The organism is Bilifractor sp. LCP21S3_F8, assembly GCF_052117805.1.
Classification (GTDB): Bacteria; Bacillota; Clostridia; order Lachnospirales; family Lachnospiraceae; genus Bilifractor.
This window is the reverse complement of the sequence record NZ_JBQKIK010000008.1, coordinates 85,944-99,592: the sequence shown is the minus strand read 5'-3', so window position 1 is coordinate 99,592 and position 13,649 is coordinate 85,944. Positions and strand designations below refer to the sequence as shown.

The window sequence follows — 13,649 nt, the reverse complement described above, 5'->3', positions numbered from 1 at the left end:
GATTTTACCCCTCTGCATTACGGACTTCATTTTCCGGAAAAACGAAACAATCGTATCGAATGGCCTTTCCGGTCAGTGAATACCCCGGCTTCATACCTGCCAGATTTGGTCCCTTCAGGGGTCTCTTCACTACCACCTTAAAGGGACGGGCACCGACTGCCGCCTTCAGGAGTACCTCTTCATCCTTACAAGGCATCTCCAGTTGATGGAGCAGCTGAAACTTTTTCTTGACCAGGGCGCTCTTCTGTCTCTCCGGGAACATCGGATCCAGATAGATCACATCCGGAAAATCCTTCAGGTTCTTCAGAGCCTCTATGCTGTCTCCCTCATGCAGGTGCATCCTGCATATGATCTCTGTCAGCGCCGGATTTTTCCCCGCACGCTCCAGACAATCTGCCAGAAGTGCTGCAATCACCGGATTCTGCTCATACATCTCCACTTCAAATCCCGCGGCAGCAAGAAGAAGGGAATCCTCTCCCATGCCTGCGGTTGCATCCAGAATCACCGGGTGTCTGCCCGGCCCCCTGTTCATGTCCTTCATTTTCGCAGCCTTCACCAGAAGTTCATGCGTAAGATTGTCATACCGAAGGCGGGGCAGCATATCCGAAAAATCTCCCCGCATCTGAATTTTCCCGTCAGTCAATGTGAGACCCTTCTCATCATATCTGAGATAAAGCTCATTCTTCTCCCTCTTGTGTTCCTCTTTGAGCTTTTCCTTTTTATCCTCCTGGCATTCAGCTCTGTATTCGTCCTTATGCCTGACTTCCAGCCCGCCTTTCTTATGCTTGTCGTTCAGCCTGCCTTTTTGCTTGTCTTCGTACCTGTCTTTATGTCCGTCTCTGTTTTCCGCTTTTTGCGCCTCTCCGTTTATTTCTCCCCGGATATCTGCCTGCAGCCCCTGTGCCTTCAGATGTTCCAGAAGCTTTCGGTTTTTCGCTTCAAAGTCAGCCCCTGTTTCCAGAATATGAATGCTCTCTGCCATCTTAATCCCCTGACAGCCCAAGCATCCGGATTGTACGGCTTTTCAGTGCTCTCGCCGCGCCTTCCACATCCTCTTTCGAAAAAATAGCGGAGATGACCGAAATACCAACAATTCCGCTGCCTGCCAGCTCCATGACATTCTCTTCCGTAATCCCGCCGATGGCGACGACCGGGATCGAAACCGCCTTGCAGATTGCCCGTAACGCATCCATACTCACTTCTGAAGCATCCGCCTTGGAGCCTGTCGGAAATACCGCGCCGACCCCGAGATAATCCGCTCCGCGGCTCTCCGCCAGGAGTGCTTCCTCCACAGTCTGCGTGGAAACACCGATAATGCGATCCTTCCCGAGTCTGCTCCGCACCAGACCCGTCTCCATGTCACTCTGTCCGACATGCACCCCGTCCGCTCCGATTTCCAGAGCCAGGTCCACATCATCATCAATGACAAAAGGCACCTTATAGCTCCTGCAAAGCGCCTTGATCTCTGCTGCCTCCCTCAGGAAAGCATCGTGCTCAAGCTTCATGTCATCCTTCTCCCGAAGCTGTACAAAGGTTGCGCCGCCTCTCAGCGCACGCTCAACATCATCCGCCAGACGGCGTCCGTTCAGCCAGTGCCGGTCTGTCACCGCATACAGCTGAAGTGCCTTCTTCAGTTCCTCCTGATTCCAATTTCCCATTTTTCAGACTCCTGTCCGTCGCGCATAAAACGCGACATATGAAATTATTGATTGCACGCTGAATCGCTTCAAACTATAATCAAAAATAATACTTATTGACAACTGCATGAGGTTTTCAGATATATGATTGACGCAAATCTTCAGAAATATCTCTCTTTTGTAAAAACCGTTGAGCTCGGCAGCTTTTCAAAAGCCGCGGAATCTCTCGGTTATTCACAGTCCGGCATCAGCCGGATGATTTCGGATCTTGAAAAAGACTGGAAAATCACGCTTCTTGAGCGCGACCGCAGCGGTGTGAGCCTGACCTCCGACGGCACACGGCTTCTTCCCTTTGCGCAGAGTCTCTGCCGGGAATATTACCGCCTTCAGGAGGAGGTGGATGATCTGAACGGAATACAGACGGGGCTGATAAGGATCGGTACCTTTTCCAGCGTCGCAACACAGTGGCTTCCCCGGATCATCCGACAGTTTCAGGTAGATTATCCAAACATTGAATATGAGATGCTCCTCGGTGATTATTCGGAAACGGAAAAATGGATCGATGAGCGCCGGGTCGACTGTGGATTCCTCATCCTCCCCACCCGTCCGGAATTCGACACCCTGGAGCTGGCGAAAGACCCCCTGATGGCTGTCCTTCCAAAGGGTCATCCGCTCGCCGGACTGGATGCCTTTCCGGTAAAAGAGCTGGAAAAAGAACCCTTCATGCTTCTGGAGAAGGGCGGGAAGTCCGAGATCACGGATATTCTGAAGCGCTATGATCTCCACCCGGAGATCCGCTTCACCACCTGGGACGATTATGCAATCATGGCTATGATTGAACAAGGCCTCGGGATCGCAATCCTTCCGGGACTGATCCTGAAACGGATCCCATACGATGTCGTCATAAAACCGCTGGATCCACCCGCTTTCCGGACAATCGGCATCGCTCTCAAGGACAGCCGCACCGCATCCGCCGCCATGAAGAAATTTCTCCAGTATCTGAAATACCGCAGCGAATAAATGCGCACTTCCGCCGCTTTGTCGATCCGTGACGTTTTCTTCTCAGGTGCTGCGCATTTCTGCTCTACCGGACTGTGTTCATCCTGCTGCGTCAATTCGGAACGTTTTCTTCTCAGTCCTCAAGTCCCGTGGCTTCGTCAAGCCCCAGCATGATGTTCATATTCTGAACGGCAGCTCCGGAAGCTCCCTTTCCGAGATTATCGAAAAGCGCAGTCACTGAAGTCTGTTCCTCGTGTCCGCATACGACAATTTCCAGGCGATTGGTTCCCGCCAGCTTATTGGCGTAGAGCTTGCTGTCATTCTGGCCAAACGGTACAACAGATACGAAATGCTCATCCCGGTAGTACTCCTGCAGTCGTTCGCAGATCTCCTCCGCAGACGGTTTTCCGGGAAGAAGACGGTTCTGAAGCATAATCGTCCCTGCCATCCCCTTGTAATAATCGTCAACCACCGGCATGAACACCGGCGGATAGAGAAGGCCGGTCATCTTCTGCATCTCCGGCACATGCTTATGCCTCAGATTCAGGCCATAGATTCCGGGCGAATCCAAAAGCCTGCTGCGGTTCTCCGCCTCATATTCTGCAATCATTTTTTTGCCCCCGCCGGAATATCCGGTCAGGGAATAGCAGGTGACCGGATAGTCCGCAGGCAGTATTCCCATCCTTACAAGCGGAGCCGTCGTTGCGATCAGCCCGGTGGCATGACACCCCGGATTCGCCACTCTCCTGCTGGTCCGGATCGCCTCCCTCTGTTCCTTTGAGAGCTCCGGGAAACCATATGTCCAGCCTTCCGCAACCCGATGTGCTGTAGAAGCATCAATCACACGAACCTCCGGGTTTTCAATCAGAGAAACTGCTTCGACCGCGCCCGCATCCGGCAGACACAGGAACACAATGTCCGCCGCATTCAGGAATTTCTTTCTCTCATCCATATCATGTCTCTTGTCTTCATCTATTCTCAGAAGCTCAAGATCATCCCTCGCTCCGATTCTGTCGTAGATCTGAAGTCCCGTTGTTCCGCTCTGTCCGTCAATATATACCTTTGTCTTCATCTGTAATTGTTCCTGTCCTTCTTCTTTCCGAATCTTTTCTGCCTGAGTTTACCTTATCCGGCTCTGCCTCTGCTGCCGCGTCCGATCACAGCGCTCAGAGGATTCCGAAATCCTTCATCGCGGCCCTCAGTGAAGCCTGATGCTCCTCTGTCATCTCTGTGAGCGGAAGTCTCGGTTTTCCGGCATCGAAGCCCATCATGTTCAGGGCTGCCTTTACCGGGATCGGGTTCACCTCACAAAACAGCGCACGGATCAGCGCAAGAGAACCAAGCTGCATCTTTGCTGCTCCCGAAAAATCTCCGTCCAGACACTTCTGGCACATATCATGGGTGAACTGCGGCGCCACGTTCGACAGAACCGAGATTACGCCGGAACCGCCCAGTGACATGATCGGAACGATCTGATCGTCGTTGCCTGAGTACAGATCCAGCACACCGTCACAAAGTTCGAGTGTTCTCGCCGTCTGACTGATGTTCCCGCAGGCATCCTTCAGGGCCACAATGTTCTTCACATGCTTCCCGATATACGCCGCGGTTTCCGGCTGAATATTCGTACCGGTTCTTGATGGCACGTTGTACATGATGCACGGAATATTGACAGCTTCCGCAATTGCCGTATAACTCGCAATCAGGCCATCCTGCGTCGCCTTATTGTAATACGGAGTGACAAGCAGAAGGCCGTCCGCTCCACGCTTCTCCGCCTCCCTCGACATCATGATCGCGTGAGCGGTGTTGTTTGAACCTGTCCCGGCGATCACCGGAACCCGTCCCTTCGTGATTTCGACGCAGAACCTGATCGCCTCCAGATGTTCGTCATCGTCCAGCGTTGATGCCTCTCCGGATGTGCCTACCGCGATGATCGCATCCGTATGATTCCGGATCTGATACTCAATCATCTTCTCCATTGCGTCAAAGTTAATCGATCCATCCTCCTTCATCGGTGTCGCCATCGCAACACCCGCGCCCTTGAATATAGCCATGCTCATTCCCTCCTGTTTCCCACAATCTGTATGTTTTATCTGAAAAATGATCCGTTGACTGTATTCTCAGTATACATCAATAACTATAACCGGTAAATACAGACAAACTCAAATGAAGGCGGTCTCAGATGAAGACAAATCTAAATATAGATGTCTCAAATAAAGACAGACCCCTATTAGGCGAGACTCAAATAATGGCAAAGTCAGATAATGACAGTCTCACATAATGACAGAATCACGAATCGGATTTTCCAAAGCTGTCCACAAGCTCCTGAAGCTCAAAATATCTCTCCATCCGTTCTTCCAGCTTTGCATCGACCGCTTCCTTCTCCTTTGACAAGTCGGAGAGCTTCGTATACATCGTCGCCGACTCAGCCATCTGCTCCTCGAGTTCCCGGCTCTTCTGCTCCAGCTGATCGATTTCTTCCTCAATATGATCATATTCCTGCTGATCACGGTAGGAAAGCCTGGTCCGCTTTCTTGCCTTCTTCTGCTCTTCCTTCTGTGCCGCATAGAGCTCTGCGCCGGATCGTTCCTCAGCGGCGCTCCCGTCGGCCTTCCCGTCACGCGCGTCGCTCCTGTCTTTCGCATCACTCACAGTGTTTTTTGCGGGTCCTGAAGGAATCCCCTGTGTCTCCATATGCTCCAGATATTCGGTATATGCGCCCTCACTGCGGATCAGTTTCCCGTCCCCGGAAAAAGCAAAGATCCTGGTCACCACGCGGTCCAGAAAATAGCGGTCATGTGACACGACGATCAGAATGCCGGCAAAACGGTCCAGATAATCCTCGAGGATCCGCAGCGTCTGTATATCCAGATCATTGGTCGGCTCGTCAAGGATCAGTACATTCGGTGCTTCCATCAGCACCTTCAGCAGGTAGAGACGCCGCTTCTCTCCTCCGGATAATTTACCGATCAGAGAGTACTGCATTTCGCTGTCGAACAGAAACTGCTCGCACATGCCACTCGCGGATACCAGCCCGTCCGTGGTCCGGATAAATTCAGCGGTGTCCTTAATGTAATCGATCACCCGCTCGTTCGGATCAAGCTGTTCATTTTCCTGGCTGAAGCAGCCGATCTTAACGGTCTGCCCGATTTCCACCGCTCCCGAATCCGGAGGAAGCTTTCCGTCAATGATCTTCAGAAGCGTGGATTTTCCGCAACCGTTCGGACCGATGATGCCGATCCGGTCAGTCTTGCCGAAGTTGTAGGAAAAATCATGGATCAGCTCTTTCTGTCCATAGCCTTTGCTGACGTGCCGAAGCTCAATCGTCTTGCCTCCGAGCCTGGACGGAAGGGAATTCAGCTTTACCTGCCTCTCCTCCACGATTTTCTCCCGGTCTCTGAGCGCCTCGAACCTCTGAATATGCGCCTTCTGTTTGGTCGATCTCGCTCTCGCTCCGCGCATGATCCACGCAAGATCCTTGCGATACAGGGCGGCCGCCTTTCGCTCCGCCGCAACGGCAAAGTTCATTCTTTCCTGTTTCAGCTCCAGATAACCGGAATATCCCGCCTGATAGCGGTAAGTCTTTCCCCGGTCCACCTCAAGGATCTGATTTGTGACCTGATCCAGAAAATAGCGGTCATGGGTAACCATCAGAATTGCCCCGCGAAAATTCTGCAGATAATTCTGCAGCCACTCGATCATTTCATGGTCGAGATGGTTCGTGGGCTCATCCAGAATCAGAAGGTCACACGGCGTCAGGATCGCGGCGACAAGCGCCGCCCTTTTCTTCTGTCCCCCGGACAGGATCTCTGGACGGCAATCGGGATCAGGAATCCCAAAATCGACAAGTCTCGCGCGCACCTCACCCTCTGTGTCCCAGTGATCCGCCTTCCCGCTGACCGCCTCCGCCACATTCTCCAGAAGTGTTCTGCTGTTATCGAAAACCGGGTTCTGCGGAAGATAAGAAATCCGGACGGTGTTCCCCTTGACCACCTTGCCGGAGTCCGGCTCCAGACGGCCTGCCGCGATCGCCAGCAGCGTCGATTTTCCTGTCCCGTTCACACCGATCACTCCGATCTTGTCGGTGTCGCTGATTCCCTCGGTGACATCATCCAGAAGGACTCGTGATACAAAGGAAATGCTGATATGCTCCAGATTCAAAATATTCATTGTCTTTCTCCTGCATCCGGGAAAGAAAGAAGAGCTGCGGCATCCGTTATTATGCAGCAGCTCTGTTCCTTCCCTTGAATTGCAATTCTCAGCTTATACACCTTGTGGCACAAGATATCGTGCGGACGTTATTCTTCCGTCACAGCATCATCTTTGACGATGATCGTTCCCGCGTGGCCTTCGTAGCCGTCTCTGGCCTTCGAGATCGACGTGATCACCGCGCGCTCCCCGCCGCTCTTCAGAAAATCAACCGCCGCCTGAATCTTCGGCAGCATCGTTCCGTATTCAAATTCCCCGGCACGGATATATTCCTCTGCCTGGGAAACGGTAATCCTTCCGATCGGCTGTTCATGATCGGTTCCATGGCCGATCTTTGCGTTCTCGACACTGGTCAGGATCAGCAGCTCATCGGCCCTGAGTTTCTCGGCAAGCTTTTCGCTGACAAGATCCTTCTCGATAACAGCGCTTGCCCCTTTCAACTCCGGTCCCTGTTCCAGAACCGGGATGCCGCCACCGCCGCCGGCAATAACAACCTGTCCGGCATCCAGCAGAAGCTGAATCGTCTCGAGCTCAATGATATCCTGCGGCTTCGGAGAAGCGATGATCCTCCGATATCCCTCCTCCGTCTTCGTGACGTAATTTCCCTTTTCTTCCTCTGCCTTTGCTTCCTCCTCTGTGAGGATCCTTCCGATCACCTTACTCGGCTCATAGAGGTTCTCATCATAGGGATCTACGGTGACCTGGGTGATGATCGTCGCAACCGGCTTGTAGATTCCTCTTCTCAGCAGCTCCGCGCGCAGAGAATTCTGAATATCATATCCGATATATCCCTGGCTCATGGCAGAGCAGACGGACATCGGAGCTCCGACGTAGTCGCTGTGAGCCTTTGTGAATTCATTCATCGCCGTATGAATCATACCGACCTGAGACCCGTTGCTGTGGGTGATTACCACACCCGCTCCGGCCTGTACCAGATCCGCTATGGACTTTACCGCATTCTCAACGCCCTTCTTTTGATCTGCGAAGGTTTTTCCAAGCGCTCTGTGGCCGAGCGCCACTACAACCTTTTTTCTCTGCATGAACCAGCTCCTCCTTTGTGCTTTTGCTTCTCTTCTCAGAAGTCAAACTTTCCGGCAAACCACTGATCAAGCTCGTCGATCTTTACACGAACCTGTTCCATGGTGTCACGGTCACGGATGGTGACCGCCTGGTCATTCTCGGAATCGAAATCGTAGGTGATGCAGTACGGGGTTCCAATCTCATCCTGACGACGATATCTCTTTCCGATCGCTCCGCGGTCATCGTAATCGCAGTTGTACTTGTCTGCCAGCCTGTCAAATACCTTCTCCGCCGCATCATTCAGCTTCTTGGACAGCGGAAGAACCGCGATCTTCACCGGAGCGAGTGCCGGATGGAAATGCATAACTGTGCGGACATCATTCTTCTCCGCATCCAGAACCTCTTCATCGTATGCCGAGCACAGGAAGGCCAGAACGACACGGTCGGCTCCCAGAGACGGCTCGATGACGTACGGAATATATTTGATCTTCTTTACATCGTCAAAATAGGTAAGATCCTGACCGGAAACCTCCTGGTGACGGCTGAGGTCATAGTCTGTCCGGTCGGCAATTCCCCAGAGCTCGCCCCATCCGAACGGGAACAGGAACTCAATATCGGTCGTCGCCTTGCTGTAGAAGCTGAGCTCCTCCTTGGCATGATCACGAAGTCTCAGCTCATCGTCCTTCAGTCCGAGATCATTGAGCCATTTATGGCAGAAGCTTCTCCAGTAATCGAACCACTCCAGGTCGGTGTCCGGCTCGCAGAAGAACTCCAGCTCCATCTGTTCAAACTCACGGGTACGGAAGGTGAAATTGCCAGGCGTAATCTCGTTACGGAAGGATTTTCCGATCTGGCCGATGCCGAAAGGAATTTTCTTGCGGGAGGTTCTCTGTACATTCTTGAAGTTCACAAAAATGCCCTGTGCGGTTTCCGGTCTCAGATACACGGTGTTCTTCGCGTCCTCGGTTACGCCCTGGAATGTTTTGAACATCAGGTTGAACTGACGGATATCGGTGAAATTATGCTTGCCGCAGCTCGGGCAGGGAATTTCATGCCCCTTGATGAAGTCCATCATTTTCTCATTGGACCAGCCGTCGCAGCTGTTATTCTCCAGCTCAATGCCCTTTTCCTGGCAGAAATCCTCAATCAGCTTGTCCGCGCGGAAACGCTCATGGCACTCCTTACAGTCCATGAGCGGATCGGAGAAGCTTCCCAGATGTCCGGATGCAACCCACGTCTGCGGATTCATCAGAATTGCGCAGTCTACGCCTACATTCAGCTTATTGTCCTGAACGAACTTCTTCCACCATGCTCTCTTGACATTATTTTTAAACTCAACACCCAGCGGGCCGTAATCCCATGTATTAGCGAGACCTCCGTAAATTTCGGAGCCCGGGTATATAAATCCGCGGTTCTTTGCCACTGCGATGATCTTGTCCATTGTCTTTTCCATCCTGATCCATCTCCTTTTTCCTCTTTTCCGCCGGCTCTTCCCGGGCACAAAATTATTGCGTCCTGCCGTGCGGCTTGCAGCGCAGCGCGCCATGCGCGTCTGTTCTGATCTGGTGAATAATATCTGCTTATACTAATCTGGTAAACCTCATACGATAAGTCGTGCCACATACTGTATAAGCTACGGATTGCTCCGTGCTTCGCACTCCCGCAATCCTACAGGTGACCGACTTCGTCGGTCTGTCGCGGCGTTCGCCCCACCGCTTCACACTTTGTGTGAGCGGATGTGGCTCACTGCCCGCACATATTCGCGTTTTCGCCGTGTTTCACACGGCTTCACGCTCATACCTGTTGCCTTCGAAATCGCATACAGTCTCTTACACACGCTTCGCGCGTGACGATCCTGTCTGCGTTTTCGAAGAGCTTATACAGTATATCTACTTATATATGATATATGCATATCGGTCGGAAACGGTCACAAACCGGGATATTTCCCTGTCCTCGTTCTCTCCGGATTTTCCTGTATCTGTGATCAGATTCGTCCCTGCGTCCTGTTCTGACGAAGACACCGCTCCCTGACTTTTCGACGCAGAAGAGATCTTCTCTCCCTCGCTTTCCTGTGAGCCGGATGAAGAAACCGTTCCGCTGCCGGAGCTTCCTGACGACACGTCTTCGTCACCTTCATCCTGAGACAATACGGTGTTGACCGTCGCGGACAGCCGTCCCGTGATCGACACATTATCCGTCGCATACAGAATCTTGTCCGGAAGTCTCACCATGACCGGTTCGGAAAGGATCACAACCTTCCACTCCTTTGCTCTCGATGCCAGAACGTCCGGATCCGCGGGATTTCCATTCCGGTCAAGGAAGTTCTGATCCATAGAATAGCCGGCCTTTTCCGCCTCCGCAAGCGTTCCAAGGAATGCCCCGACGTGATTGAAGCTGCTGTAATCCTCCATGGAGGCGTATGTCATTTTGATCGTAACCGAGCTGTCGTCCACACTGCAGGATTCCATCCGGACAGCCTTCTCATCCGACGAAGGGTAATCGGCGATCGCATTTTCGATATACTGCTTTAAATCATTCTCCGTATAATCCTCGTCTCCTTTTGCCTCCACGATATTCTCCGTGACAGTCCCCGTTTCATTCACGGAAACGGTTGTGTTTTCGTTGCTGTTCGGCAGAGAACAGCCCGCCAGGGAAAATACCGCGGACGCCGCAAGGATACCGACTGCCAGGCGTAACCTTCTGCCGGTCCTTCTCATTTCCGTCAGCTCCTTCCGTGTCTGTCCGGGGCAAAAACCGGATTTATTTCTTCAGGCTGCTCTTGCGGTAAATAATATCGTCTCTTCCCGGTCCATTCGAAACCATGGTGATCGGATAACCGATCTGGCTCTCGATGAAATTCACATAATCCTGTGCTTCCTGCGGAAGGTCCTCAAAGCGGCGGATTCCGCGGATATCGGATTTCCATCCCTTGAATACCTTGTATACCGGCTTGCATCTCTTCAGGTCCTTTGTCACAGGGAATTCCGTGATTTCCTTTCCGTCGAGTTCATAAGCAACACATACCGGAATCTCATCGAGATATCCGAGATCATCCAGCACGGTAAACGCAACATCTGTGCAGCCCTGCAGCCTGCATCCGTATTTTGACGCGACGCAGTCATACCATCCCACACGTCTCGGACGTCCCGTGGTCGCTCCATATTCACCGCCGTCTCCGCCGTGATTCCGCAGAGCTGTCGCCTCATCTCCGAAGATCTCCGATACAAATTCTCCGGCGCCGACTGCAGAAGAATATGCCTTTGACACAACGACAATCTGTTTGATCTCATACGGCGGAATTCCAGCTCCGATCGCTCCGTATCCGGCAAGCGGGGAAGAGGAGGTGACCATCGGATAAATGCCGTGATCCGGATCCTTCATCGTTCCGAGCTGTCCCTCGAGAAGAATGGTCTTCCCTTCCCGGATCGCACCGTCCAGATAGAGGGAGACATTTCCGAGATAAGGCTTCACCTTCTCCCGTCTCTCCTTAATCCACTGAAGCAGTCCCTTGCGGTCAATCGGATCGGTATGATAGAGGTTCTCCAGAAGAACATCCTTCTGATCCGCGATCCGGTTGATCTTCTCCATCAGAACGTCGTCATCCTGGTAAAATTCATTGATCTGCCATCCGATCTTGGCAAACTTATCCGAATAGAAAGGCGCAATTCCGGATTTGGTGGATCCGAAGGATTTACCCGCAAGCCGCGCCTCTTCCAGAGAATCAAACTTCACATGATACGGCATCATAACCTGAACACGATCAGAGACCATGAGCTGCGGCGTCGGCACTCCCTTTGATGTGATGTCCGAGAGCTCACTGAGAAATTTGTCGATATCAAAGGCCATGCCGTTTCCGATGATATTCATGATATTCTGATGAAACACTCCTGACGGCATCGTGTGGAGCGCAAACTTTCCATACTCATTTACGATTGTGTGACCGGCATTGGCTCCGCCCTGAAAACGGATGACCACATCCGCCTCATTGGCCAGAGTATCGGTGATCTTGCCTTTTCCTTCGTCTCCCCAGTTCGCTCCTACAACTGCTTTTACCATTCTAGGTCCTCCTTATTCTTCGTCTGCATTGGCAATATGCAGACAATCCAGCAGATACATTTCCATGCCCCAAGGTCAGGGCATCGCAAACAGATACATTTCCATGCCCCAAAGCCGGGGCATCACAATATGTTCAAGTACGGATCGTCCGTGCGCGCGTTCCTCATGCGCGGCGGTCCTGTCTTTGTTTCTTCGGTACTTGTGCCCTATGTCAGACGTTGATCTCCGCCTTCATACCGAGCAAATCCTTTCTCTCCTTCAGAATCGGATAAACCACCTCGTTCAGATATTTGTCTACCTGATATGGCGCGCGTCCCACGTACTTCTTCGGGTCCATAGACTTCTGCAGATCCTCAAGGGACAGATGGAAGGTCGGATCCTTCGCGATTCTCTCCAGCAGATCGTTATCCTTTCCCTCCACCTTGACCGTCTTTCCGGCCTCCATGGAAAGCTCACGGATCCTCTCATGAAGCTCCTGACGATCTCCGCCGGCCTTCGTCGCATCCATCATGATGTTTTCCGTCGCCATAAACGGAAGCTCGGCCATCAGATGCTTCTCGATAACCTTCGGGTAAACGACGAGTCCGTCCACCACATTCATCATCAGATCCAGGATACCGTCCGTCGCCAGAAATCCCTCGGCAATGGAGATTCTCTTATTGGCAGAATCATCCAGCGTTCTCTCAAACCACTGTTCCGCAGACGTCATTGCCGGGTTCAGCGCATCAATCATAACATATCTCGACAGAGACGCGATTCTCTCATCTCTCATCGGATTTCTCTTATAGGCCATGGCGGATGATCCGATCTGGCTCTTCTCGAATGGCTCCTCAACCTCTTTCAGGTGCTGCAGAAGACGAATGTCATTGGAGAACTTGTGCGCGCTTGCCGCGATGCCCGCCAGAACATTGCACACCCTGGTATCGACCTTTCTCGAGTAGGTCTGTCCGGATACCGGATAGCAGGAAGTGAAGCCCATCTTCTCCGCAATCATCGGGTCCAGCCTGTCACACTTCTCCTGGTCACCGTTGAACAGCTCCAGGAAGCTTGCCTGCGTACCTGTAGTTCCCTTGGAACCCAGAAGCTTCAGCGTTCCCTGTACGTATTCCAGATCCTCCAGATCCATCACAAACTCATTGAGCCACAGAGTGGCGCGCTTGCCGAGCGTGGTCGGCTGTGCCGGCTGAAAATGTGTAAATGCGAGGCACGGCTGATTTTTCTCCTTGTCCGCAAACTTCGCAAGCTCATTGATTACGTTGACAAGCTTTCTGCGGATCAGCTTCAGCGCCTCACTCATAATGATGATATCTGTATTGTCACCGACGTAACAGGAGGTTGCGCCAAGGTGAATGATTCCCTTCGCTTTCGGGCACTGAACACCGTAGGCATATACATGAGACATTACATCGTGACGCACTTCCTTCTCGCGCGCTCTCGCCACATCATAATTGATGTCCGTGACATGCTCCTTCATCTCATCGATCTGCTCCTGGGTAATCGGAAGTCCGAGCTCTTTCTCTGTCTCTGCCAGAGCAATCCACAGTCTTCTCCAGGTCGAGAACTTGAAATCCTGGGAAAAAATGTACTGCATCTCTTTGCTTGCATAACGCTCGGAAAGCGGGCTGCTGTAACGGTCTGTTGTGCTCATAAGATTCTGCTTCCTTCCTGTCACTTCCGCGTGACTGTAAGTGATTCCTTTATTTCTGGTGCTTTCATCACTGCCGTCAGGGA

General features: G+C 52.2%; 11 protein-coding genes. 1 reads left to right on the top strand and 10 read right to left on the bottom strand.

Annotation, left to right across the window (positions count from 1 at the left end):
• Window positions 1-4: 4 nt before the first annotated feature.
• Entirely contained in the window at window positions 5-982 is a 978-nt protein-coding gene (locus ACTQ3A_RS05915) for a class I SAM-dependent methyltransferase (RefSeq protein WP_441494311.1), read from the bottom strand.
• 1 nt (window position 983) lies between these two features.
• Complete coding sequence (gene thiE, locus ACTQ3A_RS05910) at window positions 984-1,658, bottom strand: thiamine phosphate synthase (RefSeq protein ID WP_441494312.1); 675 nt, start codon at window positions 1,656-1,658, stop codon at window positions 984-986.
• A 123-nt stretch (window positions 1,659-1,781) separates the two neighbouring features.
• On the opposite strand from thiE, the gene ACTQ3A_RS05905 reads away from it, so the two are divergent.
• On the top strand, window positions 1,782-2,657 hold the full coding sequence (locus ACTQ3A_RS05905; RefSeq protein WP_441474057.1) for a LysR family transcriptional regulator: 876 nt from the start codon (window positions 1,782-1,784) through the stop codon (window positions 2,655-2,657).
• A gap of 112 nt (window positions 2,658-2,769) precedes the next feature.
• On the opposite strand, the gene argC is transcribed toward ACTQ3A_RS05905, so the two are convergent.
• The 8 genes from argC to purB all read right to left on the bottom strand — a co-directional run bounded on the left by argC (window position 2,770) and on the right by purB (window position 13,566).
• The gene (argC, locus tag ACTQ3A_RS05900; RefSeq protein WP_441098844.1) at window positions 2,770-3,708 is read right to left on the bottom strand and encodes an N-acetyl-gamma-glutamyl-phosphate reductase; all 939 of its coding nucleotides are present in this window, start codon (window positions 3,706-3,708) and stop codon (window positions 2,770-2,772) included.
• Window positions 3,709-3,802: 94 nt separating this feature from the next.
• Window positions 3,803-4,687, bottom strand: coding sequence for a 4-hydroxy-tetrahydrodipicolinate synthase (gene dapA / locus ACTQ3A_RS05895; RefSeq protein ID WP_441474059.1), 885 nt, complete (start codon window positions 4,685-4,687; stop codon window positions 3,803-3,805).
• A gap of 235 nt (window positions 4,688-4,922) precedes the next feature.
• Window positions 4,923-6,803: an ABC-F family ATP-binding cassette domain-containing protein gene (locus tag ACTQ3A_RS05890; protein ID WP_441494313.1), complete on the bottom strand. Its 1,881-nt coding sequence runs from the start codon at window positions 6,801-6,803 to the stop codon at window positions 4,923-4,925.
• A 128-nt stretch (window positions 6,804-6,931) separates the two neighbouring features.
• The gene (arcC, locus tag ACTQ3A_RS05885; RefSeq protein WP_441098847.1) at window positions 6,932-7,882 is read right to left on the bottom strand and encodes a carbamate kinase; all 951 of its coding nucleotides are present in this window, start codon (window positions 7,880-7,882) and stop codon (window positions 6,932-6,934) included.
• A gap of 35 nt (window positions 7,883-7,917) precedes the next feature.
• A complete protein-coding gene (locus ACTQ3A_RS05880) occupies window positions 7,918-9,315 on the bottom strand; it encodes a glycine--tRNA ligase (RefSeq protein WP_441494314.1) in 1,398 nt (465 codons plus the stop codon).
• A gap of 436 nt (window positions 9,316-9,751) precedes the next feature.
• Window positions 9,752-10,579, bottom strand: coding sequence for a hypothetical protein (locus ACTQ3A_RS05875; RefSeq protein WP_441494315.1), 828 nt, complete (start codon window positions 10,577-10,579; stop codon window positions 9,752-9,754).
• A gap of 43 nt (window positions 10,580-10,622) precedes the next feature.
• Entirely contained in the window at window positions 10,623-11,918 is a 1,296-nt protein-coding gene (locus ACTQ3A_RS05870; RefSeq protein ID WP_441098850.1) for an adenylosuccinate synthase, read from the bottom strand.
• 211 nt (window positions 11,919-12,129) lie between these two features.
• Window positions 12,130-13,566 carry an adenylosuccinate lyase gene (gene purB, locus ACTQ3A_RS05865; protein WP_441098851.1) on the bottom strand — a complete coding sequence of 479 codons (1,437 nt, stop codon included), beginning with the start codon at window positions 13,564-13,566 and terminating at the stop codon, window positions 12,130-12,132.
• Between the last annotated feature and the right edge of the window lie 83 nt (window positions 13,567-13,649).

Bases quoted from the DNA above. Each gene is read 5' to 3' on its own strand.
- purB (WP_441098851.1), bottom strand. From the start codon at position 13,566: ATGAGCACAACAGACCGTTACAGCAGCCCGCTTTCCGAGCGTTATGCA.
- dapA (WP_441474059.1), bottom strand. From the start codon at position 4,687: ATGGCTATATTCAAGGGCGCGGGTGTTGCGATGGCGACACCGATGAAG.
- argC (WP_441098844.1), bottom strand. From the start codon at position 3,708: ATGAAGACAAAGGTATATATTGACGGACAGAGCGGAACAACGGGACTT.
- ACTQ3A_RS05905 (WP_441474057.1), top strand. From the start codon at position 1,782: ATGATTGACGCAAATCTTCAGAAATATCTCTCTTTTGTAAAAACCGTT.
- arcC (WP_441098847.1), bottom strand. From the start codon at position 7,882: ATGCAGAGAAAAAAGGTTGTAGTGGCGCTCGGCCACAGAGCGCTTGGA.
- ACTQ3A_RS05875 (WP_441494315.1), bottom strand. From the start codon at position 10,579: ATGAGAAGGACCGGCAGAAGGTTACGCCTGGCAGTCGGTATCCTTGCG.
- ACTQ3A_RS05870 (WP_441098850.1), bottom strand. From the start codon at position 11,918: ATGGTAAAAGCAGTTGTAGGAGCGAACTGGGGAGACGAAGGAAAAGGC.
- ACTQ3A_RS05890 (WP_441494313.1), bottom strand. From the start codon at position 6,803: ATGAATATTTTGAATCTGGAGCATATCAGCATTTCCTTTGTATCACGA.
- thiE (WP_441494312.1), bottom strand. From the start codon at position 1,658: ATGGGAAATTGGAATCAGGAGGAACTGAAGAAGGCACTTCAGCTGTAT.
- ACTQ3A_RS05915 (WP_441494311.1), bottom strand. From the start codon at position 982: ATGGCAGAGAGCATTCATATTCTGGAAACAGGGGCTGACTTTGAAGCG.
- ACTQ3A_RS05880 (WP_441494314.1), bottom strand. From the start codon at position 9,315: ATGGAAAAGACAATGGACAAGATCATCGCAGTGGCAAAGAACCGCGGA.